Here is a 23082-nt window from a genome sequence, read left to right on the forward strand (position 1 = left end):
CACCGCCACCGCGGCGGTACGGGACGAAGGGGTGGTCGACGGCGTGGAGCAGCTCAACGCGCACTTCGAGGCGCTGCTCGCGGCCGGGGAGCAGATCGAGCCCCGGGACTGGATGCCCGACGGCTACCGGCGGATGCTGATCCGGCAGATCTCCCAGCACGCGCACTCCGAGATCATCGGTATGCAGCCCGAGGGCTCCTGGCTCACCCGGGCCCCCTCACTGCACCGCAAGGCCAGTCTGCTGGCGAAGGTGCAGGACGAGGCGGGCCACGGGCTCTACCTCTACTCGGCGGCGGAGACCCTCGGGGTGTCGCGCGCCGAGCTCCTCGACGCGCTGCACAGCGGCCACCAGCGGTACGCGGCCACCTTCAACCACCCCGCCCTGACCTGGGCCGACACCGGTGCCATCGCCTGGCTCACGGACGGCGCGGCCGTCGTCAACCAGGCCCCGCTGTGCCACACCTCGTACGGGCCGTACGCGCGGGCGATGCGCCGGGTGTGCCAGGAGGAGGCGTTCCACGTCCGCCAGGGCTACGACGTGCTGTGGTCGCTGTGCCGGGGGACGCCCGAGCAGAAGCAGATGGCACAGGACGCGGTCGACCGCTGGTGGCTGCCGGCCGTGGCCCTGATGTTCGGGCCGCCGGACACGGTGGCGGGCGGCGCGGACGACCGCACCGCCGCCATGGGCGCCGCCGTCTCGCAGCGGTCGATGGCCTGGGGCATCAAGCGGCACACCAACGACGAGCTGCGCCAGCGGTTCGTCGACAACGTGGTGCCGCAGGCGGAGCGGATGGGGGTGACCCTGCCCGATCCGGCGATCCGCTGGAACGAGGAGCGGGGGCACTACGACTTCAGCCCCATCGACTGGCAGTTGTTCCGCGGCGCCCTCGGCGACGGCTCGCAGTGCAGTCGCCGGCGGCTCGCCCACCGGGTGGCGGCGCACGAGGACGGCGCCTGGGTCCGCGAGGCCGTCGACGCCTACGCGGCGGGCCTGGCCGACGGGACGGACGGCGACGACGAGGAAAGGCACGTGGCATGAGCGAGCGGTCCGCACGGGGGCTGACGCCGTGGGAGGTGTTCATCCGGCCGCGCCGGGGCCTGGCCCACCAGCACGTGGGCTCGGTGCACGGCGCCGACGCCGACATGGCGCTCGCCAACGCCCGTGACCTGTACACGCGCCGGGGCGAGACGGTGTCGGTGTGGGTGGTGCGCTCCGACGCGGTGCACGCCGCCTCGCCGAGCGAGAAGGACCCGTTCTTCAGCAACGCCGCCCACAAGCCGTACCGCTACCCCGAGCACTACATCCCGCTGAACGAGGAGAGCGGCCATGACGGCTGAGCCCTCCCGTACGGACGCGGACCTCGCCGCCTACGTCCTGCGGCTCGGTGACGACGCGCTGGTGCTGTGCCAGCGGCTGTGCTCCCTGGTGACCCGGGCCCCCACCATCGAGGAGGACCTGGCGCTCGCCAACATCGCGCTCGACCTGCTCGGCCACGCCCGCACCCTGCTCGCGTACAGCGGCCGCCTCGACGGCACCGGCCGCGGCGAGGACGAACTGGCCTACCAGCGCACCGATCGCGAGTTCCGCAACGTCCTCCTGACGGAGCTGGCGCCCGCCGACTTCGCGGTGACGGTCGCCCGCCAGCTGGTGTACGCGCACTACAGCACGCTGCTGTGGAGCGCGCTGGAGAAGTCCCGCGACGACACCCTGGCGGCCTTCGGTGCCCGCGCCGCCCGTGAGGCGGAGTACCACCGGATGCACGCCGACCAGTGGACGGTCCGCCTGGGCCGGGGCACCGCGGAGAGCCGTCGCCGGATGCGGGCCGGGCTGGACCTGGTGTGGCCGTACGTGGACGAACTCTTCGCGGCGGACGACCTGGTGGAGCGGCTGGACGCGGACGGGACCGCCGTCGCCCCGGCGCGGCTGCGCGAGGAGTGGGAACGCGGTGTGACCGCCGTCCTCGACGACGCGCGCCTCACGGTGCCCACTGCGTCATGGCGGGCGACGGGCGGCCGGGACGGGCTGCACACCGAGGAGTTCGCGCCGCTGATGGCCGAGTTCCGGTCCGTGCGCCTCCAGTACCCGGGAGGCACCTGGTGAGTACCGCGCGGCTGGACGCCGACGAGGTGCGGGCCCGGGTGAACACCGTGCCCGACCCCGAACTCCCCATGATCACGCTGGCCGACCTCGGGGTCATCCGCGCGGTCGCGGCGGCGGACGACGGCGCCCTGGAGGTCGTCATCACCCCGACCTACCTCGGCTGCCCCGCCATGCCCGAGATCGAGGCCGGGATCCGGGCCGTGCTCACCGAGAGCGGCCACCCCGACGCCCGGGTGCGTCAGGTGCTCTCGCCCGCCTGGACCACCGACTGGATCACCGCAGAGGGCCGCCGCAAGCTCTCCGAGCACGGCATCGTGCCGCCCGGCTCCGCGCGGGCCCCCCTGTCGGTCCGGCTCGGTACGGGCGTGCCCTGCCCGCACTGCGGCTCGGTGGCGACCCGGCCGCAGAGCCCGTTCGGGGCGACCCGCTGCCAAGCCGTCCTGGTGTGCACCGCGTGCCGGGAGACCTTCGCGCATCTGAAGGCGATGTGACGCGCCATCATGACGACAGTGACGCCAGTGACGACTGACGGCGCCCCGGTGGCCGCGCGCCGGGCGACCGGCTGGTACCGGCTGCCGGTCACCGCGGTGGAGGCGGTGGGCGAGGAGTCGGTGGCGATCAGCCTGGCCGTGCCCGGCCCGCTCACGGAGGTCTTCGCGCACCGCGCCGGCCAGCACGTGGTCGTCCGGCACCGGCCCGAGGGGCGGGAGCTGCGGCGCAGCTACTCGGTCTGTCTGCCGCCCCGCGATCCGGCGGGTCTGCGGATCGTGGTCAAGCGCCTGGGCGCGGACGGCTTCGCCGAGTACGCCACCACGGACCTCGCCGTCGGCGACACCCTCGAACTCGGCCCGCCCACGGGCGACTTCCGGCTGGCAAACGTGCCCGGCGCGCACCACGTGCTGGTGGCGGGCGGCAGCGGGATCACTCCCCTGCTGAGCATGGCGGCCGCGGCCCTGCGCCAGGACCCCGCCTGCCGGGTCTCGCTGGTGTACGCCAGCCGCAGCGCCCAGTCGGTGCTCCTCGCGGACGAGCTGACCGACCTCAAGGACGCCCACGTCGGCCGGTTCTTCGCCCTGCACGTGCTCTCCCGCGAGGAGCGCGAGAGCGAGCTGCTGTCGGGACGGATCGACGCGGCCCGGCTGCCCCGGCTCCTCGCCCTGCTGGGCGCCGAGCCCGACCCGCGCACCCACTTCTACCTGTGCGGGCCGTGGGGGCTGGTGGAGACCGTCCGTGAGGCGCTCGCCGCGTGGGGCGCGGACGAGGCGCGGGTGCGCTTCGAGCTCTTCTCCACCGGCGGCGGCCTGCCGCCCGCTCCCCCGCCCGAGCCGCTGGGCCGCACCGGTCTCATCTCGGCCCGGCTGGCCGGCCGTACCACCGAGACGGTGATGCGGCCCGAGGACCGGGTGGTGCTGGACGCGGTCCTGCGGGCCCGGCCCGAGACCCCGTACTCCTGCCGCGACGGCCTGTGCGGCAGCTGCCGCGCCAAGGTGGTCCGGGGCAGTGCGGTGATGGACCGTCAGTACGCGCTCGGCCCGGCGGAGTTGGCCGCCGGTTACACGCTGCCCTGCCGGGCCCGGCCGGAGTCGGACGAGATCGCGCTCGACTTCGACGCCTGAGAGGGCCGCCCCGGCGCCCGCGCCCCGCACACGCAGGGCCGTTTCCCCGGCCGCCGCGACGAACCGCGCGGCCCCCGAGATCACAGGAGTGTGGAGCATGACCAGTACGGGCAGGCTGAGCGGCCGGACGGCGCTGGTGACCGGCGGCAGCCGCGGGATCGGCCGGGCGATCTCGCTGCGGCTCGCCGCCGAGGGCGCCCTGGTGGCCGTCCACTACGGGTACCGCACCGAGACGGCCGAGGAGGCCGTCGCCGAGATCGAGGCGGCGGGGGGCCGGGCGTTCGCGCTCCGCGCCGAACTCGGCGTGCCCGGCGACGCCGAGGCCCTGTGGACCGCCTTCGACAAGGGGCTCTCCGAGTACGGCGCCCGGCCCGGTCTGGACATCCTCGTCAACAACGCCGGCATCACCCTGCCGAAGCGGATCTCGGACGTGAGCGAGGAGGAGTACGACCGGCTCTTCGCCGTCAACGTCAAGGCCCCCTTCTTCGTGATCCAGCAGGGGCTCGGCCGGCTGCGCGACGGCGGCCGGATCATCACCATCTCCTCCGGCGTCACCCGGATCGCCATGCCGAACATCTCCGCGTACGCGATGACCAAGGGCGCGCTCGACACCCTGACCCTGGCCCTCGCCCCCGAGCTGGGCCCGCGGGGGATCACCGTCAACGCGGTGGCACCCGGCTTCACCTACACCGAGATCAACCCGACGCTGAAGGTGCCCGAGGTGCTGAACGCGTACGCCGCCGCCTCCGTCTTCAACCGGATCGGCCGCCCCTCGGACATCGCCGACGTGGTGGCGTTCGTGGCGAGCGACGACGCGCGCTGGGTCACCGGCCAGTGGCTGGACGCGACCGGGGGCGCGCACATCGGAATGCCGGCCTGACCGCCCGGCCCGCCCACGACCTACGGAGACCCATGACCGAGCAGACCAGCGCCCCCGCCCCGCCCCCGGCCGACGCGCCCCAGGTGCGGTTCGAGGGGACGACGCCGTACGAGGACTACATCCACGCCTCGCTGCTGTCCTCCCTCCAGCGGCCGCTCTCCCACGACCCGGGCGAGATGGCGTTCATCGTCACCACCCAGGTGATGGAGCTGTGGTTCACCCTCATCGTGTACGAGTGGCGCACGGCCCGGGACGCGCTGCTCAAGGACGATCTGGAGCAGGCCATGGACGCGCTGCGCCGCAGCCGCCGCTCGCACCGGGCGCTCAACGACTCCTGGACGCCGCTGGCGGCGCTGACCCCGGCGCAGTTCAACGGGTTCCGCGCCGCGTTCGGCGAGGCCTCCGGGTTCCAGTCGGCGATGTACCGGCACATGGAGTTCCTGCTCGCCGACAAGTCCCGCTCCATGGTGCAGGCGCACCGGGGGCACCCGGCCGTCTACGCCGAGCTGGAGCAGGCGCTGTCCGAGCCGTCGCTCTACGACGAGGTGCTGCGCTTCCTCTACCGGCGGGGTCTGCCCGTGCCGGAGCACGTGGTGGAGCGGGACGTGACCGAGGCGTACGAGCCGGACTCCTGGGTCGAGGAGGTGTGGCGGCAGATCTACGCGGGGCCGCAGGACGATCCGCTGGTGCGTCTGGGCGAGGAGCTCACCGAGGTCGCCGAGCTGGTGCTGCGCTGGCGCAGCGACCATCTGCTCGCGACCCGCCGGGCGATGGGCGCCAAGGCGGGCAGCGGCGGCTCCCCGGGCGTGGCGTGGCTGGAGAAGCGCGCCCGCCGGTCGGTGTTCCCCGAGCTCTGGACGGCACGCAGCCATGTCTGAGACACCCGCGCGCCGGAGCCCCTCGGCGTTTGCGCTGGAGGAGGAGCGCCGGGTGCTGGGCATCCGCCCGGTACTGGCCCCCGTCCACCGGAAGTACGGCGCGCATCCGCACCAGGTGTACGACCTGTGGCCGGCCGAGGATCCCGAGGCACCACTGGTGATGCTGCTGCACGGCGGCTACTGGCGCTACGACCGGATGCATCTGACCCCGTTCGCGGCCCATCTCGCGCGGCACGGGTTCACCACGGTCCTGCCGGGCTTCCGCCGCTCGGGCGGGGCGGGCGGCTATCCCGCGACCTTCGACGACATCGCGCTCGCCGTGGACACGATTCCCGAGGGCCGGCCTTTCGTGCTGGCGGGCCACTGCTCGGGCGGCCATCTCGCCCTGTGGGCCGGGGCGCGCGGCCTGCTGCCCGAGAGTTCGCCCTGGTACACGACCCGGCTCCCCACGGCGGTCCTGGGCCTCGCCCCGCTCACGGACCTGGCGGCCACGATCCGCGACGACCTCAGCGACGGCGCCGGACTGCAACTGCTGGGCGGCGCCGAAGAGGCCGAGGCGCGGCTGCCGCTGGTCGACCCGCTGACGCTGCTGCGGGGCGCGGGGACGACCGGGGTACGGACGGTGGTGCTGCACGGGGAGGTGGACGAGGAGGTGCCACTGGGGCAGTTCGCCGACTACATCGCGGCGCACCGGGACGCGGAGCTCGTGGTGCTGCCCGGGACCGGGCACTACACGCTCATCGAGCCGGGCTCCGAGGCTTCCCTCGCGGTGATCGGGACGCTGGGGCGGCTCGCTTCGGCGTTCGGCTGAGCACACCGGCCGTGGCGCTGTCCGTCCGGCGTGTCCGGCCGCTTCCGAACCGGGGACACGGGGGTGCACAAGCGTTTACCCTGGAGGGGGTGAACACGCGTGCACCCCCGCCCCGACCAGCCTCTGGAGCAGCATGACCGCGGCGCCGGCGCCCGCCGACCCCCTGCACCAACCCCGCACCCGCTTCATGGTGCCCGTGCTCGCCTTCTGCGGCGTGGTCGTCGCCGTGATGCAGACGCTGGTCGTGCCCCTGCTGCCGCATGTCCCGGAGCTCACCGGCAGCACCCCGGGCGCGGCGGGCTGGCTCGTCACCGTCACCCTCCTCACCGGCGCGGTCTTCACCCCCGTCCTCGGCCGGGTCGGCGACATGTACGGCAAGCGGCGCGTCCTGCTCGCCTCGCTCGGCGTGCTCACCGCCGGCTCGGTGCTGTGCGCCGCCACCTCCGACATCGGCGTGCTCATCGCGGGCCGGGCCCTCCAGGGCGCCGCCCTCGCCGTCATCCCGCTCGGCATCAGCATCATCCGCGACGAGCTGCCGCCCGCCCGGGTGCTGCCCTCCATAGCCCTGATGAGCTCCACCCTCGGCATCGGCGCCGCCGTGGGCCTCCCCGTCGCGGCGCTGGTCGTGGAGAACTTCGACTGGCACACCATGTTCTGGGCGTCGGCCGCCCTCGGCCTGCTCGATCTGATCCTGGTGCTCCGGATCGTCCCGGAGTCCCCCGTGCGCACCCCCGGCCGCTTCGACGTGCCCGGCACGCTCGGGCTCACCGCGGCCCTGGTCGGCCTGCTGCTCGCGATCACGCAGGGCTCCGACTGGGGCTGGACCTCGGCGCCCACCCTCGGCCTGCTGGCCGGTTCGCTGGTGATCGCCCTCGTCTGGGGCCGCTACGAGCTGCGGACCGAGTCCCCGATCGTCGACCTGCGGGTCTCCGCGCGGCCCACCGTCCTGCTCACCAACATCGCCGCGCTCTTCATCGGCTTCGCCTTCTACGCCAACTCGCTGGTGACCGCGCAGATGGTGCAGGAGCCCAAGGCGACCGGGTACGGACTGGGCGCCTCCATCGTCGTCAGCGGACTCTGCCTGCTGCCCGGCGGCCTGTCGATGGTGGCGCTGTCACCGGTGTCGGCCAGGATCTCCGCCACGTACGGCCCCCGGAGCGCGCTCGCCCTGGCCGCCTGTGTGATGGCGGTGGGCTACGTCGTACGGTTCTTCACCAGCCACAGCCTCTGGCTGATCGTGGCCGGTGCCACCGTGGTCTCCGCCGGCACCGCCATCGCGTACTCGGCGCTCCCGGCCCTGGTGATGCAGGGCGTCCCGGTGAGCGAGACCGGCGCCGCCAACGGACTCAACACCCTGATGCGCTCGGTGGGTCAGGCGTGTTGCAGCGCCGTGGTCACCGCGGTCCTGGCCAACGTCACGTTCGTGGCGGCGGGCCGCACCGCGCCCACCCTCCACGCGTATCTGCTGATCTTCCTGATCGCGGCGGGCGCCGCGCTCCTGGCCCTGGTGGCGACGGCGTTCCTGCCCGCGCGGCGGCCCGACCGCGCCGGGGCGGCCGTCCCCGGTACGGTCGAGGGGACGACCGCGCGGCCCGCGGCCCAGGAGGGCAGATGACCACCGCCGAACACACCGCCACCGGCGCAGCCGAGCACGGCACGGGCCGCGACGCCATCCTGCGGGCCGCGCGCCGCGCCTTCGCGCTGCGGGCCTACGCCGAGGTGACCCTGCGCGGCATCGCGGCCGACGCCGGCGTCAGCCCCTCCCTGATCGTGAAGCGCTTCGGCAGCAAGGAGCGGCTGTTCCACACGGTCGCCGACTTCCAGCCGGTCGCCGACGAACTGTTCGCGGCGCCGCGCGCCGTGCTGGGACGGCATCTGGTGCTCACGATGCTGCGCCTGCGCGAGGAGTTCCGGGGCGATCCGCTGCTGCGGGTCGTCTTCTCGCTCGGCCGGGACGACGAGCGCACCCTGCTGCGCGACCGGTTCCGCGAGCAGATCACCGCACGGCTGGCAGCCCTGCTCGCGGGGCGCGACGGGGAGCTGCGGGCCGAGTTGATCGCCGGGCAACTGCTGGGGCTCGGGGCGACCTTGAGCCTGCACCGCCCCGGCGCGGGGAACCTCGCCACGGCGGAGCGCGTCGCGGACCTGTACGCGCCCGGTCTGCAACGGCTGATAGACGGCGACTGAGCGCTTCGGACTCGCGCACCCCTGCCTGCCGAGCAGGCGCGACAGGGCAGAGTGGGGCCCGCGCCCGGGTGCGCGCCCGGAGCCGGGGATCGAGGGAGAGGGCCGCTTGATGAACCAGCCATTCGGTTTCTACCAGAACGAGATCTACTTCGAGGGCCTCGGCGGTGTGGTGTCGCGGTTCCCTTTCACCTACGAGGAGTTGGAGTCCCGAGCCGGGGCGGCGCTCGGGCCGTCGCTGTGGTCGTACGTGGCGGGCGGCGCGGGCGACGAGCGCACCCAGCGGGCCAACGCCTCGGCCTTCGAGCGCTGGGGACTGTTCCCGAGGATGTTCGTCGGGGCGGCGCAGCGGGATCTGTCGGTGGAGCTCTTCGGGATGACGCTGCCGTCGCCGCTGTTCATGGCGCCGATCGGCGTCGTCGGGCTGTGCGCCCAGGACGGGCACGGGGATCTGGCGACGGCCCGCGCGGCCGCCCGCACCGGCGTCCCGATGGTCGCCTCGACGCTGTCCGTCGATCCCCTGGAGGAGGTGGCCGCCGAGTTCGGCTCCACGCCCGGCTTCTTCCAGCTGTACACGCCCACCGACCGGGAGCTGGCCGAGAGCCTGGTGCGGCGGGCGGAGAAGGCGGAGTTCAAGGCCGTCGTCGTCACCCTGGACACCTGGGTCACGGGGTGGCGCCCCCGCGATCTGAGCACCGGCAACTTCCCCCAGCTGCGCGGCCACTGCCTGGCCAACTACACCAGCGACCCGGTCTTCCGGGCCGCCCTGGAGCGTACGCCGGAGGAGGACCCCAGGGCCGCCGCCGGCCGCTGGGCGCAGATTTTCGGCAACCCGCTCACCTGGGACGACCTGCCCTGGCTGCGGTCGCTCACCGAGCTGCCGCTGATCGTGAAGGGCATCTGCCATCCCGAGGACGCCCGGCGCGCCAGGGACGGCGGGGTGGACGGCCTCTACTGCTCCAACCACGGCGGACGCCAGGCCAACGGCGGGCTGCCGGCGCTCGACGCGCTGCCCGGGGTGGTCGAGGCGGCCGGCGGCCTGCCCGTCCTGTTCGACTCGGGGGTGCGCACCGGGGCGGACGTGGTGAAGGCCGTCGCGCTGGGCGCCACGGCGGTGGGTGTCGGTCGCCCGTACGCGTACGGGCTGGCCCTGGGCGGTACCGACGGTGTCGTCCACGTCCTGCGCTCGCTGCTCGCGGAGGCGGACCTGCTGATGGCGGTGGACGGCTATCCCACCCTCGCCGACCTCACCCCCGAAGCCCTCCAGCGGGTCCTCTGAGGAGGCGCACCGGCCGGGTCCGGCCGCACCGGCCCGGGGTTGGTCCGGGCCGGGCCGGTGCTCGCGCGGCCGGTGGATGCGTCAGCGCGAGGCCGTCACGCCGACGGCTTCCAGCCGGGCCGGATCGGCCCGCAGGATGGCCTCCTGGGTGAGCCGCAGCGGCGGGCCCGGCTCGACGCCGAGCTCCTCGCGGATGACCTGGCGCGCGCTGCGGTAGACGCCGAGGGCGTCGCCCTGGCGGCCCACCCGGTACAGGGCCGCCATCAGCTGCCGGTAGAAGGGCTCGCGCAGCGGGTGCTGGACGACCAGTCCCTTGAGCTCCTCTATCACGGCGTGGTGGCGGCCGAGCGCCAGGGCGGATTCGATATTCAACTCGATGCAATTGAGCCGTTTCTCGTCCGCCACGGCGGCGAACGAGCTGATCTCGGAAGACCCCGACATGCCGTCCAGAACAGGCCCCCGCCACAGTGCGAGGGCATTTCTCAGACACTCGGACGCGGCCGGGTAGTCGGCCGCCAGGTAACGGGCCCGGCCGCTTTCATACAGCCTCTCGAAGGTCCGGACATCGAGTTGGTTCGGACCGGCTTCGAGAATGTAACCCGGGGAAACAGTGACGATGGGCGAGGCGCGTCCGGGCGCGGCGAGCAGCTTGCGCAGCTGTGACACATAGACCCGCAGGCTGGCCGCCGCACAGCGCGGCGGATGCTGTTCCCAGAGCTCCGCCATGAGTTTGTCGCCCGGTACGGTCTCCCCTGCCCGGATCGTCAGCAGAGCCAGCAGCTTGGCGATCTTCGGTGGCGCCGGCGTCAGATCGACGTCGCCGCGGGTCACCCGGAGCCGCCCCAGTACCTCGTAGCGCAGCGGATGACTGGGTCGTGCAGAGGACAGGGACACGTGACGCAACCCCCTTGAATGCATGCCGGGCATTCAACTAGTTCGGATCTCCCCGTTCATCCCGGGCTCTCGCGCCCACGATGCACGCGATTGCCGATAAACATCGTAGTCGAGCAGTCGTTACGTCACCATTAAAAGGGCGCTAACACCTGGAGCGCAGCACCCACGAGCCATTTCGGCCATCAATCAGCGGGAATTCGATTACTAATTCCGGGCGCCGTATACGGACGGCGGAGGCGGGCGGCCCGGGGTTCACCGGGGCCGCCCGCCTCGGGCGCGGGAGCGGATACGCTCAGACGGACGGTGCCGGTTCGGGCTGCGGGGCCCCGGCCTTGGGCGTCTCGGCGAGCCAGGAGAAGACCCGGTCGTGGAAGAGCGTCATGGAGCCGGAGTGGCAGTGCGCTCCCCCGCCCTCGTCCGCGCTGAAGACATGCAGGGTCTTGGGACTGTTGAGGCCGGTGTACACCTTCTTCGCGTGTTCCAGACCGGCGAAGAACATGTCCTCCTCGGCATCGAGCACGAGGACCGGACAGCGCACCCGCCCGATCACGTCCGCGAGGCTGAACGCGGGCATCCGGCGCAGCAGTTGGGCCGGACTGTGCGCGCCGAACGTCCACATCGCCTGCCGCAGCAGCCAGCGCGTGAAGGTCTGCTGGACCGCGATCCCGTACATCACCGGGTTGGCGAAGTCGTCGCAGCCCTGCTCCACCCATTCCAGGACGAAGGGTGGCAGCCACACCACGTCACCGAGCTGCCAGACGGCGTCGTGGACCACGCACCCGGCGAGCCGGTGCTCGAACGCGGCGGCCCGGACGGCGAGCAGCCCCCCGAGGCTGGTCCCCATCAGGGTGACGCGCTCGGGGTCCACTCCCGGCTGGGCGAGGGCGAAGTCCACCACGGGCGTGACCACCTCCTCCCAGTCCGGCCGGAAGGTGAGCCCCTGTTCGCGCAGGACCGAGCCCTGGCCGGGCCCCTCGAAGCAGAGGCAGTGGTAGCCGCGCGCCTGGGCGGCGGCCGCGACGAAGAAGTAGCCCTCTTCGAGCGTGGAGTCGATGCCGCCGTGGTGGACGAGGGTCGGGCGGGGCCCCTGGGAGTCGTCGGCGCGGTAGAAGTACCCCGGCAGCGAACCGTCGCCGTACGGGATGCGCACGAACTCCGGTGGGCGCTCCATGAGGCGGGCGGCCTCGGCGAAGGTCTCCTTGGAGAGCCGCATCAGCCGCGCCGCCTCGGGGTCGTGCGCCGGATCGTCGCGCAGGAAGAACTCGGCGGTGCGGTAGTAGGTGTGGGCGCGCAGCAGGGCGGCGCGGGCGTCGACGGCCCGGTCCCGGGCGAGGGCGGCGGTGGCGAGGTGGTGGACGCGTTCGGCCAGCGCGGTCCACTCGCGCCGCCAGGCGTCCGTGTCCCCGTCGGGGATGCGCGAGGCGACGGCGATGACCTCGCCGAGCTGGGCGCCGCCGAAGTCGGCGTAGCCGGCCGCCCGTAAGGCCTGGTAGTCGAAGGCGGGGTCGTCGAAGAGGAACTTCATGGGTGCGGCTCCTGGGTGGGGAGGCGGTTCGGGGCCCGTCCGCGGGGACGGGCGGATGGCCGTGCGCGTACGCGCGGCCGACCAGTGCGTACCGGTGTCCGGCCGGGTGGTGCGCCGGGCTACCGGGGTGTGGGGCGGGTCCTGGTGCCGTCGAGGAAGGTGTCGACGATGGCCTCGGCGAAGGCCGCCGACTCCACCGGACGCTGGCGCAGGATCAGCCGCGCGAGCATCGGTCCGGTGAGCAGTTCGACGGCCTGGTCGACGTCGAGTCCGGGACGCAGCTCCCCGCTGTCCAGACCGTCGCGCAGCACCTGCCGCATGGCGTCCCTCCGCGCGGCGACCGCGGTGTCCTCGTACCGCTCCACGAGCTGCGGGCGGTGCACCGCCTCCCCGAGGAGGCCGGCCAGGAGGCGGTGCAGATTGGTGTCCTGGCCGCGGTGGCGGATCTGGTCGACCAGGTCCACGAGCCGGTCGCGCAGGGGCAGTCCCTCGGAGGGGGTGACGGGCACGTCGAGGCTGCTCAGGGCCGCGAGCACCAGCTCTTCCTTGTTGCGCCAGCGGCGGTAGACCGTGGCGCGGGCGACTCCGGCCCGCTGCGCCACCAGGTCCATCGACAGCGCGCTGAAGCTGAGCCCCTCGCCCAGCAGGCCCAGGGTGCTCTCCAGGATGGCGCGGTCGGCGGCGGGGTCGCGCCGGCGCCCGCCGCGGGCGGGATTCCGGGCGGGTGGCGCGGGGACGGGCCGGAGGCCGGCGGGCGCGGCGCCCTCGGCCTCCGGTGACACGGGTGGGGGCATGCTCAGACCTCCGTGGGGTGGTGGACTCTGGTGGTTTCCTCCGCTCCGGCGTGCCCGTCCGGGGTGCGGGCCGGCAGCAGGAGCAGGCTGATCAGGGCGCCGAGGAGGGTGACTCCGGCGGCGACCAGTGCGGTGAGGTGCATCGCCGAGACGAACGCGTCGACGGCGTGGTCCGCGAGGGCGGCGCCGCGCGGACCGAGCCCGTCGGCCACGGCGAGGCCGCTCTGCACGGACTCCCCGGCCCGGTCGCGCAGGTGGTTGGGTACGGCCGTGAGGTGGCCGGACATCCGCGAGCGGTACGCGGTGGAGAGCACCGAGCCGAGGACCGCGACGCCGAGTGCCCCGCCCACCTGGCGGAAGGTGGTGTTGACGGCGGAGCCGGTGCCGGCCCGCTGCCGGGGCAGGGCCGACATCACGGCGGCCGTGGCGGGCGGCATCACACAGGCGATGCCCACGCCGAGCACGAAGAAGACGGATTCGAGCAGCCACAGCGAGGTGTGCTCGTCGACGGTGGCGACGGTGACGAAGGCCAGGGTGGTCAGCAGCATCCCGGTGGTGCACACCGGCCGTACCCCGATCCGCTTGGCGGCCAGGGTCGCGGGCGGTGAGCACGCCAACTGGGCCACGGCCAGCGGCAGCAGGCAGTACCCGGCCTCCAGGGGCGTCCAGCCGCGCACGCTCTGGAGATAGAAGACCAGGAAGAACGTGGCGCCGAGCAGCGCGAAGAAGACCAGGCCGATGACGGTCACGGCGGCCGAGAAGCGCGGGACGCGGAACAGCGCCACGTCCAGCGCGGGGCGCGCGGCCCGCCGCTCCCAGGCGACGAAGGCCGCCAGGACCACGAGCCCGCCGAGCATCGTCGCCCAGACCCGGGCCGCCGCCCAGTCGTCCTTCTCGCCGCCCTGGATCACCCCGTACACCAGCAGCGTCAGACCCGCCACGGACAGGGCGACGCCCACGGGGTCGTAGCCGCCGCGTCCGGGGTCGCGGGACTCCGGCACGACGACGAGCGCGGCGATGACGCCGATGACGACGATCGGGATGTTGATGAGGAAGACCGAGCCCCACCAGAAGTGCTCCAGGAGCGCGCCGCCGGTGATGGGGCCCACCGCGACCGCCAGTCCGGCCGCGCCGGCCCAGATGCCGACGGCCTTGGCGTGTTCGGCGGGCGGGAAGACGTTCATGATGATCGCCAGCGTGGCCGGCATCACCAGGGCGCCGCCGACGCCGAGTCCCGCGCGGGCGGCGACGAGTTCGCCCGCGCTGCCGGCGTAGGCGGACCACAGCGAGCAGCCGCCGAAGACGACGAGCCCGGCCACCAGGGTGCGTTTGCGGCCCCAGCGGTCGGCCAGGACGCCGGTGCTGAAGAGCAGGGCCGCGAAGACGAGCGTGTAGGAGTCCACCGACCACTGGAGCGCGCCGGAGGAGGCGCCCAGGCCCTGGGGTGCGGGCTCGGCGAGCGTCTTGAGCGCGACGTTCAGGATCGAGGTGTCGAGGACCACGAGCAGGAGGCTCACCACGAGGACGCCCAGGACCCACCAGCGGTGGGCGGCGGCCTGGTCCTGCTCGGCCGGACGGGATGCGAGCTGAGTGGTCACGGATGCCGCTCCTCGGAAGGAAGAGGGTGCTGCGTGAACTGCCGTCTGTCGCTGTGCGGTTACCGACGCTAGACCCGGCCGCCAATCGAGTCAATGCCGTATCGAAACAGTGCTGACTCCTATCCGGGCGGCTCGGACGGACACACGAGAGCGCGGCACTGCGTGCCAACTCCCCCTCCTCGTACGTACGGACGGACTCCGCACCCCCCTCTCCACGGCACGCTGCGGGAAGGCCCGAAGCTGCGACGTGCGGCGCAAGGCTGCCTTTACAGGTCCTTTTCACTTCCCGCCAACGATGGTTCGACAGATGGCACTTGGTGCCGCGACAGCCCGGACCCGGCGACACCGGACCGAGCGCCACCGGACCCAGCGACAGGGGAAGAGATGCACAGGACGTTGACCGAGGCCGTACGCGCCGGAGCGGAGCAGCACCCCGACCGGCCCGCGTTCGTGTACCTGCACGAGGACGGCCGGGCCATGCGGCCCGAGGAGCTCACCTACGGCGAACTGGACCGCCGCGCCCGGCTGATCGCCACCCGGCTGCGCCGGGAGTCGCCGGGCGACCCGGACCGGCCGGTGCTGCTGCTCTACCCGCCCACCCTGGAGTTCGTCACCGCCTTCCTCGGCTGCTTCTACGCCGGGCGCACGGCCATCCCGGCGCCGCTGCCGGACGAGCCGGGCGAGCGCATCGCCCGGGTCAGCGGCATCCTGCGGGACGCCTCGGTCGGCGCGGTCCTCACCGTCCCCGGGCAGCGCCAGGCGCTCGCCGCCTGGCTGGCCGCGTCGGGCGAGCGGGACGTGGTGTGCCTGGCGCCGGAGGACGACGGCGAGGACCCCGCGCTGTGGCTCCCGCCGCAGGTCCGCGACGACGACATCGCCTTCCTCCAGTACAGCTCGGGCTCCACCAGCCGCCCCAAGGGCGTCATGGTCACGCACGCCAACCTGGCCGCCAACCAGGAGGCCATCCACCGCGCGATGCTCACCGGGCCCGGGGTCGTCACCGGCAGCTGGCTGCCGCTCTACCACGACATGGGCCTCATCGGGATGACGCTACACCCGCTGTGGATGGGCGGCACCAGCGTCCAGATGTCGCCCATCTCCTTCATCAAGCAGCCGCACCGCTGGCTGCGGATGATCCACGACTACCGCGTCGAGGGCACCGCCTCGCCCGACTTCGGCTACGAGCTGTGCGCCCGCCGCACCACCGACGAGCAGGCCGAGGGACTCGACCTGTCCAGCCTGCGGGTCGCGCTCAACGGCGCCGAGCCGGTGCGCGCCGCCACCATCCGCACCTTCACCGCCCGCTTCGCGGCCCACGGGCTGCGCCCCGAGGCCCTGTTCCCCTGCTACGGCCTGGCCGAGAACACCCTGCTCGCCTCCGCCGGGGACACCACGGCCCACCACGTCGAACTCGTCGTCGACGCGCACCTGCTGGAGCAGCACGAACTGCGCCCCGCCCGCCCCGACCGCACCTCCAGGACCCTGGTCGGCTGCGGTGCTCCGGCCGGCAGCGAGGTGCTCATCGTGGACCCGATGACCCGCGAGGCCCTGGCCGACGGCCGGGTCGGGGAGATCTGGCTGCGCGGGCCCTCCGTCGCGCGCGGTTACTGGAACCGCCCCGAGGCCACCGAGGAGACCTTCCGCGCCGAGACCGCGGACGGCCGCCCGGGCTTTCTGCGCACCGGCGACCTCGGCGCCCTGGTGGACGGGGAGCTCTTCGTCACCGGCCGCATCAAGGAGATGCTCATCCACCACGGCCGCAACCTCTACCCGCAGGACATCGAGCAGGCCGTGCAGGACTCGGGCCCGGCCCTGCGCCGAGGCGGCGGCGCGGTGTTCACCGTCGGGGACGAGGAGGACGACCGCAGCCATGTCGTGGTGGTGCAGGAGGTGCGGCCGAGCCGCCAGGGCGAGCACGACCTGCCCGCCCTCGCCGCGCAGGTCCAGGCGGTGCTCAGCCGCAGGTTCCAGCTCCCCGCCACCAGTGTGGTCCTGGTGCGCCCCGGCGCGGTCCGCAAGACCACCAGCGGCAAGACCCAGCGCACCCTGATGCGCCGTCTGTTCCTCGACGGCTCCCTGTCCGTACTCCACCAGCGCCTGGAACGGCCGGTGGCGGCCCTCGCCGCCCCGCCCGCCCAGAGCGCCGAGCAGTCCGCTCCGCTGGCCGCCCCCGGCCGCTGAGCCCGCCCGGCCCACCGAGCGCCCCCAAGGAAGAGGTTCCCCATGTCCATCGCGCCCGACACCCGCACCGCGATCCGCCCGCAGACCCCCGTCCTGGCCCCCGCGGACCTGGAGAAGTGGCTCATCGACCGGGTCGCCTTCCATCTGCACCGACCCGCCCGGGAGATCGACCCGACGACCCCGCTCGCCGACTACGGCATCGACTCCGTGGCCGCCATCGGCATCTGCGGCGAGATAGAGGAGCGCCATCTGCTGGCGGTCCCGCCGACCCTCGCCTACGACTTCCCGACGGTCCGTGCCATCGCCGGGCACCTGGCCGCACTGCTCGCCGTGGGGGACGCCGGGGCCGCCTCATGAGCGCACCCGAACCGGTCGCGGTCGTCGGGCTCGACTGCCGCTTCCCCGGGGCCCGGGACGCCGGCGAGTTCTGGCAGCTCCTGATGGAGGGCCGGGACGGCACCCGGCGCGTCCCCGAGGAGCGCTGGGAGGCGGACCGCTACCGGCTCGACGGCCCGGCGGCCCCCGGCGCGGCCCGGCCCCCGGGCCGTTCCAACACCGTACGCGGCGGGTTCATCGACGACCCCGACGCCTTCGACCCGGCCTTCTTCGGGATCGCGCCGCGCGAGGCGGCCGCCATGGACCCGCAGCAGCGGCTCCTGCTCCAGTGCTCCTGGCGCGCCGTCGAGGACGCGACGGTGGCCCCCGAGGACCTGGCCGGCACCGACACGGGCGTCTTCGTGGGGGTGATGGCCAACGAGTGGGCCCATCTGCAACTCGCCGACTACGACCGGATCACCGCCCGGCACGGCTCCGGCAACGGCTACTTCATGGGCGCCAACCGCGTCTCGTACCACCTGGACCTGCGGGGTCCCAGCCTCGCCGTCGACACGGCCTGTTCGTCCTCGCTGGTCGCCCTGCACCTCGCCGCCACAGCGCTGCGGGCGGGCGACTGCGACTACGCGCTCGCCGGGGGCACCAACCTGATCATGACGCCGGTTCTCAACATCTTCTACACCCAGGCGGGTCTCTCCGCGCCGGACGGCCGCTGCAAGCCGTTCAGCGCCTCGGCCGACGGGATCGGGCGCGCCGAGGGCGTCGCCGTCCTGGTGCTGCGCCGGCTCGCCGACGCGCTGGCCGACCGCCAGCCCGTCTACGCCGTACTGCGCGGCACCGGCGTCAACCAGGACGGCCGCAGCAACGGCATCACCGCGCCCAACCGGTGGGCCCAGCAGCAGCTCATCGAGCGGGTGTGGCGGGCGGCCGGGGTGGGTGCCGACGACATCGGCTTCATCGAGGCACACGGTACCGGCACCCTGCTCGGCGACATGATGGAGGCGCAGGCGCTCGGGCACCTCACCGGCGGCCGCAGCGGCGGCAGCGTCGCCCTCGGCTCGGTCAAGAGCAACTTCGGGCATGCCGAGGGCGCGGCCGGGATCGCCGGGGTCGTCAAGACGGTCCTCGCGCTGCACCACCGCACCGTGCCGCCCAGCCGGTTCGCCGACGACGAGAACCCCGGGCTGCAACTGCCCGAGCGGCGACTGAGGTTGCTCAGATCGCCGCTGCGGCTGCCGTCCGGCACCGTGCACGCCGCCGTCAGCAGCTTCGGCATGGGCGGCACCAACGCGCACGCCGTACTGGCCTCGCCGCCGCGCGCGGTGCACCGCTCCGGCGCGCGGGTGCCGGGTGTGTTCACCGTCTCGGCCCGCTCGGCACGCCAGCTGGGCCCCAATCTGCTGGCCCAGGCCGACGCGCTGGCCCGGCTGCCTCAGGACCGGCTCGCCCAGCTGTGCTGGACCAGCAACCGGGTCAAGTCCCGGCTGCCGCACCGGGCCGCCGTCGCCGCGGGCGATATGGCGACCCTGGTGGCGGGGCTGCGCGAGGCGGCCGCGCGCACCCGTGACGAGGACGGCGGGGTGCGGCGCACGGCGCCCGCGGTGGCGTTCGCGTTCACCGGCCAGGGCGCCCAGCACCCCGGTATGGCCGCCTCCTGGTACGCCTCCTCCCCCGTCTACGCCCGCCTGCTCGACGAGATCGACAAGCAGCTCGCCGTCCACGTCGGGCGCTCGGTGCGCGACGCGGTCCTGGAGGGCGACCCGGGGGTGCACCGCACGGGCCTGGCCCAGCCCGCGCTCTTCGCGGTCGAGTACGCGATGGCGGGCGCCCTGGCCGACGCCGGGATCCGGCCCGCCGCCGTCATCGGCCACAGCATCGGCGAGTTCGCCGCCGCCTGCGCGGCCGGGGTGCTCGACCCCGCCGACGCGGCCCGGCTGGTCGCCCGCCGCGGAGCCCTCATGGAGGCGCTGCCGGACGGCGGCGGCATGCTCTCCGTACCGCTGCCCGAGGCGGAGACGCGGGCGCTGCTCGGCGACCCCGCGCGGGTGTGCGTCGCCGCCGTCAACGGCCCGCGCACCACCGTCGTCGCCGGTGAGCTCACCGAACTGGTCAGGTTGCGCGCCGAGTTGGCGGACCGGGGCGTCACCGCCCGCCCGCTGACCGTCTCGCACGCCTTCCACTCCCCGCTGATGCGCCCGGCTGTCGAGCCGTTCCGGGCCGAGGGCGCGGACCTGGCGGTGCGCCCGCCCGCGGTGCCGGTCTTCTCCACCCTGTACGGACGGGTCATGGGCGACGAGGAGCGTATGGACGCCGCGTACTGGGCGCGCCAGCTCACCGCACCGGTACGGTTCGCCGACGCCGCCGCCGAGCTGCTGGCCTGCGGCGTCACCCACGTCGTGGAGATCGGTCCGCGCGCCGTGCTCACCCCCCTGCTGGCCCGGCTCCGGCCCGCCGACGCGGAACCGGTGCACTGCCTGGCCGCCCACCCGGGCGAGCGCGCGCCCCGCCACCCGCTGCACCACCTGCTCGGCGAACTGTGGAGCACGGGCGCCGACCCCACCTGGGACGGCCTCTACCCGGAGGCGGACCGGGTGCCGCGCCGACTGCCGCCGTACGTCTTCGACGACACCTTCCGCGCCTGGCGCTCGGCCACCGCCCCCGAACCGGCCGCGCCCCACGTGATCACCCGGGAAACGGCGGCGTCGGAGCCGACAGCGGCGGACCCCGCGCCGGCGCCGCCGGGCGGTGGCGCCCCCCAGCGGGTGTCCGAGGTGACCCGCCGCCTGGTGTGCCGGGTCGGCGGACACGACCCCTCGGTGGTACGGGACCGCTCCCGCCTCGCCGAGGACCTCGGCTTCGACTCGATCCAGGTCATGGAGCTCAAGACCCGCGTCGAGAACGAGCTGCCCGAGCTCGGCAGTCTGCCCGTCGAGGAGCTGCTCGCGAGTCTGGAGACCGTGGGCGACCTCAGCCGCTATCTCACCGAGCGCCTGCTCGTCCCGGCCGCGCCCGCGGCGGCGCCCGAGCCGTCCACTCCGGAAGGACCGCGCACATGAGCCCGTCACCCGCACCCGTCGCCCACCTGGTCTCGGTCGGCACCTGTCTGCCGGGCGAACCCGTGGACAACGCCACCCTGGCCAAACTCGTCGGCGTCGACGAGCAGTGGGCCGAGATGTTCATCGGCAACGTCAGCCGGCACTTCGCCGTCGACCTGGAGACCGGCCTGGTCCGCCACTCCCTGGCGGACATCGCCTCGACCGCCGCCGACCGGGCGCTGGCGGCGGCGGGCCTGGAGGCGGCCGACATCGACTGCGTCGTCATGGGCACCGCCACCCCGGACCAGCTGATGCCCGCCACCGTCAACCTGGTGGCGGACCGCCTCGGCATCGACAACGTCCCCACCTACCAGCTCCAGTCCGGCTGCGCCGGGGCCGTCCAGGCGCTCGACGTGGCCCGCACCCTGCTGCTGGCCGGGCGCTGCTCGACGGTCCTGGTGATCGGCGGCGACGTCTGCGCCAAGCACCTGGAGACCGACTTCGACGCCGGCTCGCGCACCCCCGCCGAGCTGGTCAACTACATCCTGTTCGGCGACGGGGCGGGCGCCGCCGTCCTCAGCGCCGAGTCCTTCGGGGAGCGCGTCGAGATCCGGCAGGTCCTCAACCGCCTGGTGGGCCTGGGCAAGGCGCCCGGACAGGTCATCGACTGGTTCGGCCTGGGCGACCGGCACAGCGAACGCACCGCGGTCAGCGAGGACTACAAGGCGATCGAGGCGGCCGTGCCGGTGCTTGCGACCCAGATGTTCTGGGAGCTCATCGGGGACGTGGGCTGGACCGCGGACCAGGTGGACTACCTCCTCCCGCCTCAGCTGTCGGGCCGGATGAGCGACCGCATCTCCGACGCGATGCCCGCCCCGCTGGCCCGGCGCGTCAACGTGGTGCGCACGGTGGGCAACAACGGCAACGCCCTGCCCTTCCTCCAGCTCGCCGAACTGCTCGGCCAGTGGGAGGGCGGCGGACGGGCCGTCACCGTCGCCGTGGAGTCCAGCAAGTGGATCAAGTCCGGTATCGCCCTGGAGCGCGCATGACGACCACCGAACCGCTCAACGCCCCCGTCGGCACCGGCGGTTGGCTCGACCCGCAGGCGCTGCGGACCCTGCGCGGCCTGTACGCGGCCGGACGCCTGGAAGCCGAATACCCCTCGGTACGGACCCTGCTCGCCCGGCTGCCCGGGGCGCAGCTGCCCGCCGCGGGGCAACTGCTCGCCCGGCTCGACCGCGAGGAGGTCGCCCGCCACCACCCGGACGCACCCGTGGTCACCGTCGCCGTGACCGGCCAGTCCACCGTCGCCCCGCTGGTGGCCCCGCTCACCGCGGAGCTGGCGCGCCACGGGCTGCTCCTGGACCCGGTGCTCTCGCCGTACGGCTCGTATCTGGCCGATCTGCTCGGGCCCGGCACCCCGGGCGGCGCCCCGCCGCGCCTCACGCTGTGCCTGCTGGACGCGCACACCGTCTTCGAGGAGGTGCCGCTGCCCTGGCGGGTCGAGGACGTCCGGGCCGCGGCCCGGTCCCGGCTCGCCCTGCTCGGCCGGGCCGTCCGCGCCCACCAGGACGCCGGGCGCGGCCCGCTCGTCCTCAACACCGTCCCGCTGCTGCACGGCCACGCCCGCCAGCTCGTCGACCTGCGCTCCCGGGCCCGGCTCGGTGTCGTGTGGCGGGAGTTCAACAGCGGGCTGCTCGCCCTCGCCGAGGAGCACCCCGGGCTGACCGTGGTCGACCTCGACCCGCTGGTCGGCCAGGGCACCCCCGCGTACGAGCCGCGCACGGGCCTGTACGCCAAGGCGCGCCTCGCCGAGGGCCTGCTGGCGGCCTATGCCCGCGATGTCGGCCACCTCGTCACCGGGCTGCTCGGCCGGACCCGCAAGTGCCTCGTCCTCGATCTGGACGGGACGCTGTGGGGCGGGGTGCTCGGTGAGGACGGCGTGGAGGGCGTGGAGCTCGGCGGCGGTTTCCGGGGGGAGGCGTTCGTCGAGTTCCAGCGGGTCCTCGCCCAGCTCGGCTCCCAGGGCGTGCTGCTCGCCGTCAGCAGCAAGAACGACGACGACCAGGTGCGCCGGGCGCTGCGCGAACACCCCTCGATGCTGCTGCGCGAGGACGACTTCGTCCGCGTCAACGCCAACTGGTCGGCCAAGCACGACAATCTGCGCGACATCGCCGAGCGGCTCGGGATCGGTCTGGACAGTTTCGTCTTCGTCGACGACAGCACCTTCGAGTGCGGTCTGGTACGGGAGCAGCTGCCGCAGGTCGCGGTGGTCCGGGTCGACGAGGAGCCGGCCCTGCACCCGGCCGCGCTGCTCGCGGACGGCTGGTTCGACCTGCCCGTGCTCACCGACGAGGACCGCGAGCGGGCCGGCCGCTACCGCACGGAGGTGCGGCGCCAGGAGTTCCGCGAGGACGCCGGCTCCTACCAGGACTACCTCGACGGCCTCGGCATCGAGGTGACGGTCCGCCCGCCGGAGCCCGCGGAGCTGCCCCGGGTCTCCCAGCTCACCCTGCGCACCAACCAGTTCCACCTCGCCCCCGAGCGGCTGCAACTGCCGCAGGTGCGGGCGTGGGTGGAGGATCCGCGGCGCACGGTGCTGGTGGTCCACGCCCGCGACCGGTTCGGCGACCACGGCCTGGTCGGCGCGGTGTTCCTGCGCCGTGACGCCGAGGACCTGCACATCGACAACTACGTGCTGAGCTGCCGGGTGTTCTCGCGCGGCATCGAGAGCGGCTGCCTGGCGGCCGTCCTGGAGCACGCGGCCTCCTCCGGCGCCCGCGGCGCACAGGCCCGCCACCGGCCCACCTCGCGCAACGCCGCCTTCTCCTCCTTCTACCCCGACCACGGCTTCGTCCCCACCGGCGTGGCCCCCGACGACCCCACCACCGTGGTCTTCCGCCACGCCCTGCGCGACCTCACGCCCGCCCCCGCCCATCTGCGGCTGCACACCGCCTTCGAGGAGAGCTGACC

General features: G+C 73.8%; 20 protein-coding genes. 16 read left to right on the top strand and 4 right to left on the bottom strand.

The features are described 5' to 3' along the window. Positions 1–43 precede the first annotated feature (43 nt). From paaA to ABZ404_RS00875, 11 genes are all read left to right on the top strand, one after another. Positions 44–1039 carry a 1,2-phenylacetyl-CoA epoxidase subunit PaaA gene (paaA, locus tag ABZ404_RS00825; protein WP_358834452.1) on the top strand — a complete coding sequence of 332 codons (996 nt, stop codon included), beginning with the start codon at positions 44–46 and terminating at the stop codon, positions 1037–1039. Then, positions 1036–1338, top strand: coding sequence for a 1,2-phenylacetyl-CoA epoxidase subunit PaaB (gene paaB / locus ABZ404_RS00830; protein WP_358834451.1), 303 nt, complete (start codon positions 1036–1038; stop codon positions 1336–1338). The genes paaA and paaB overlap by 4 nt, the downstream gene beginning before the upstream one ends. After that, positions 1328–2101 carry a 1,2-phenylacetyl-CoA epoxidase subunit PaaC gene (paaC, locus tag ABZ404_RS00835; protein WP_358834450.1) on the top strand — a complete coding sequence of 258 codons (774 nt, stop codon included), beginning with the start codon at positions 1328–1330 and terminating at the stop codon, positions 2099–2101. The genes paaB and paaC overlap by 11 nt, the downstream gene beginning before the upstream one ends. Beyond that, positions 2095–2592 carry a 1,2-phenylacetyl-CoA epoxidase subunit PaaD gene (gene paaD, locus ABZ404_RS00840; RefSeq protein ID WP_358834456.1) on the top strand — a complete coding sequence of 166 codons (498 nt, stop codon included), beginning with the start codon at positions 2095–2097 and terminating at the stop codon, positions 2590–2592. Before paaC ends, paaD begins: the two co-directional genes overlap by 7 nt. A gap of 27 nt (positions 2593–2619) precedes the next feature. After that, positions 2620–3717 (top strand): 2Fe-2S iron-sulfur cluster-binding protein, encoded by a 1098-nt coding sequence (locus ABZ404_RS00845; protein ID WP_358834449.1) that lies wholly within the window; start codon positions 2620–2622, stop codon positions 3715–3717. Positions 3718–3814: 97 nt separating this feature from the next. Further along, the gene (locus ABZ404_RS00850; RefSeq protein WP_358834448.1) at positions 3815–4597 is read left to right on the top strand and encodes an SDR family oxidoreductase; all 783 of its coding nucleotides are present in this window, start codon (positions 3815–3817) and stop codon (positions 4595–4597) included. Positions 4598–4629: 32 nt separating this feature from the next. Further along, a complete protein-coding gene (locus ABZ404_RS00855; protein WP_358834447.1) occupies positions 4630–5475 on the top strand; it encodes a tryptophan 2,3-dioxygenase family protein in 846 nt (281 codons plus the stop codon). Further along, positions 5468–6286 carry an alpha/beta hydrolase gene (locus ABZ404_RS00860; protein ID WP_358834446.1) on the top strand — a complete coding sequence of 273 codons (819 nt, stop codon included), beginning with the start codon at positions 5468–5470 and terminating at the stop codon, positions 6284–6286. The genes ABZ404_RS00855 and ABZ404_RS00860 overlap by 8 nt, the downstream gene beginning before the upstream one ends. A gap of 133 nt (positions 6287–6419) precedes the next feature. Next, entirely contained in the window at positions 6420–7901 is a 1482-nt protein-coding gene (locus tag ABZ404_RS00865) for an MFS transporter (RefSeq protein WP_358834445.1), read from the top strand. Continuing rightward, positions 7898–8473: a TetR family transcriptional regulator gene (locus ABZ404_RS00870; RefSeq protein ID WP_358834444.1), complete on the top strand. Its 576-nt coding sequence runs from the start codon at positions 7898–7900 to the stop codon at positions 8471–8473. The genes ABZ404_RS00865 and ABZ404_RS00870 overlap by 4 nt, the downstream gene beginning before the upstream one ends. 109 nt (positions 8474–8582) lie before the next feature. Next, a complete protein-coding gene (locus ABZ404_RS00875) occupies positions 8583–9749 on the top strand; it encodes an alpha-hydroxy-acid oxidizing protein (protein ID WP_358834443.1) in 1167 nt (388 codons plus the stop codon). Positions 9750–9830: 81 nt separating this feature from the next. Here ABZ404_RS00875 and ABZ404_RS00880 read toward each other — a convergent pair whose 3' ends face one another. The 4 genes from ABZ404_RS00880 to ABZ404_RS00895 form a co-directional block, all read right to left on the bottom strand. Continuing rightward, positions 9831–10643, bottom strand: a complete 813-nt coding sequence (locus ABZ404_RS00880; protein WP_358834442.1) for an AfsR/SARP family transcriptional regulator — start codon at positions 10641–10643, stop codon at positions 9831–9833. 292 nt (positions 10644–10935) lie between these two features. After that, entirely contained in the window at positions 10936–12168 is a 1233-nt protein-coding gene (locus ABZ404_RS00885) for an alpha/beta fold hydrolase (protein WP_358834441.1), read from the bottom strand. A 119-nt stretch (positions 12169–12287) separates the two neighbouring features. Then, positions 12288–12962 (bottom strand): TetR/AcrR family transcriptional regulator, encoded by a 675-nt coding sequence (locus tag ABZ404_RS00890; RefSeq protein ID WP_358834440.1) that lies wholly within the window; start codon positions 12960–12962, stop codon positions 12288–12290. A 2-nt stretch (positions 12963–12964) separates the two neighbouring features. Beyond that, on the bottom strand, positions 12965–14560 hold the full coding sequence (locus tag ABZ404_RS00895; protein ID WP_358834439.1) for a DHA2 family efflux MFS transporter permease subunit: 1596 nt from the start codon (positions 14558–14560) through the stop codon (positions 12965–12967). 384 nt (positions 14561–14944) lie between these two features. On the opposite strand from ABZ404_RS00895, the gene ABZ404_RS00900 reads away from it, so the two are divergent. Genes ABZ404_RS00900 through ABZ404_RS00920 form a run of 5 tightly spaced genes read left to right on the top strand, consistent with a single transcriptional unit; the run spans position 14945 to position 23080 of the window. Further along, on the top strand, positions 14945–16741 hold the full coding sequence (locus ABZ404_RS00900) for a fatty acyl-AMP ligase (RefSeq protein ID WP_358834438.1): 1797 nt from the start codon (positions 14945–14947) through the stop codon (positions 16739–16741). 42 nt (positions 16742–16783) lie between these two features. Beyond that, positions 16784–17098, top strand: a complete 315-nt coding sequence (locus ABZ404_RS00905; RefSeq protein ID WP_358834437.1) for an acyl carrier protein — start codon at positions 16784–16786, stop codon at positions 17096–17098. Further along, entirely contained in the window at positions 17095–20130 is a 3036-nt protein-coding gene (locus ABZ404_RS00910) for a beta-ketoacyl synthase N-terminal-like domain-containing protein (protein WP_358989956.1), read from the top strand. Before ABZ404_RS00905 ends, ABZ404_RS00910 begins: the two co-directional genes overlap by 4 nt. Further along, the gene (locus ABZ404_RS00915) at positions 20127–21158 is read left to right on the top strand and encodes a 3-oxoacyl-ACP synthase III family protein (RefSeq protein WP_358835019.1); all 1032 of its coding nucleotides are present in this window, start codon (positions 20127–20129) and stop codon (positions 21156–21158) included. The genes ABZ404_RS00910 and ABZ404_RS00915 overlap by 4 nt, the downstream gene beginning before the upstream one ends. Continuing rightward, a complete protein-coding gene (locus ABZ404_RS00920; RefSeq protein ID WP_358835018.1) occupies positions 21155–23080 on the top strand; it encodes an HAD-IIIC family phosphatase in 1926 nt (641 codons plus the stop codon). Before ABZ404_RS00915 ends, ABZ404_RS00920 begins: the two co-directional genes overlap by 4 nt. Positions 23081–23082 lie beyond the last annotated feature (2 nt).

The sequence above is a fragment of the Streptomyces sp. NPDC005878 genome (assembly GCF_040629815.1).
Classification (GTDB): Bacteria; Actinomycetota; Actinomycetes; order Streptomycetales; family Streptomycetaceae; genus Streptomyces.

Excerpts from the sequence above, each read along its gene's own strand:
- paaB (WP_358834451.1), top strand. The coding sequence starts at position 1,036 with ATGAGCGAGCGGTCCGCACGGGGGCTGACGCCGTGGGAGGTGTTCATC.
- paaC (WP_358834450.1), top strand. The coding sequence starts at position 1,328 with ATGACGGCTGAGCCCTCCCGTACGGACGCGGACCTCGCCGCCTACGTC.
- ABZ404_RS00850 (WP_358834448.1), top strand. The coding sequence starts at position 3,815 with ATGACCAGTACGGGCAGGCTGAGCGGCCGGACGGCGCTGGTGACCGGC.
- ABZ404_RS00855 (WP_358834447.1), top strand. The coding sequence starts at position 4,630 with ATGACCGAGCAGACCAGCGCCCCCGCCCCGCCCCCGGCCGACGCGCCC.
- ABZ404_RS00860 (WP_358834446.1), top strand. The coding sequence starts at position 5,468 with ATGTCTGAGACACCCGCGCGCCGGAGCCCCTCGGCGTTTGCGCTGGAG.
- ABZ404_RS00865 (WP_358834445.1), top strand. The coding sequence starts at position 6,420 with ATGACCGCGGCGCCGGCGCCCGCCGACCCCCTGCACCAACCCCGCACC.
- ABZ404_RS00870 (WP_358834444.1), top strand. The coding sequence starts at position 7,898 with ATGACCACCGCCGAACACACCGCCACCGGCGCAGCCGAGCACGGCACG.
- ABZ404_RS00875 (WP_358834443.1), top strand. The coding sequence starts at position 8,583 with ATGAACCAGCCATTCGGTTTCTACCAGAACGAGATCTACTTCGAGGGC.
- ABZ404_RS00885 (WP_358834441.1), bottom strand. The coding sequence starts at position 12,168 with ATGAAGTTCCTCTTCGACGACCCCGCCTTCGACTACCAGGCCTTACGG.
- ABZ404_RS00890 (WP_358834440.1), bottom strand. The coding sequence starts at position 12,962 with ATGCCCCCACCCGTGTCACCGGAGGCCGAGGGCGCCGCGCCCGCCGGC.
- ABZ404_RS00900 (WP_358834438.1), top strand. The coding sequence starts at position 14,945 with ATGCACAGGACGTTGACCGAGGCCGTACGCGCCGGAGCGGAGCAGCAC.
- ABZ404_RS00905 (WP_358834437.1), top strand. The coding sequence starts at position 16,784 with ATGTCCATCGCGCCCGACACCCGCACCGCGATCCGCCCGCAGACCCCC.
- ABZ404_RS00910 (WP_358989956.1), top strand. The coding sequence starts at position 17,095 with ATGAGCGCACCCGAACCGGTCGCGGTCGTCGGGCTCGACTGCCGCTTC.
- ABZ404_RS00915 (WP_358835019.1), top strand. The coding sequence starts at position 20,127 with ATGAGCCCGTCACCCGCACCCGTCGCCCACCTGGTCTCGGTCGGCACC.
- ABZ404_RS00920 (WP_358835018.1), top strand. The coding sequence starts at position 21,155 with ATGACGACCACCGAACCGCTCAACGCCCCCGTCGGCACCGGCGGTTGG.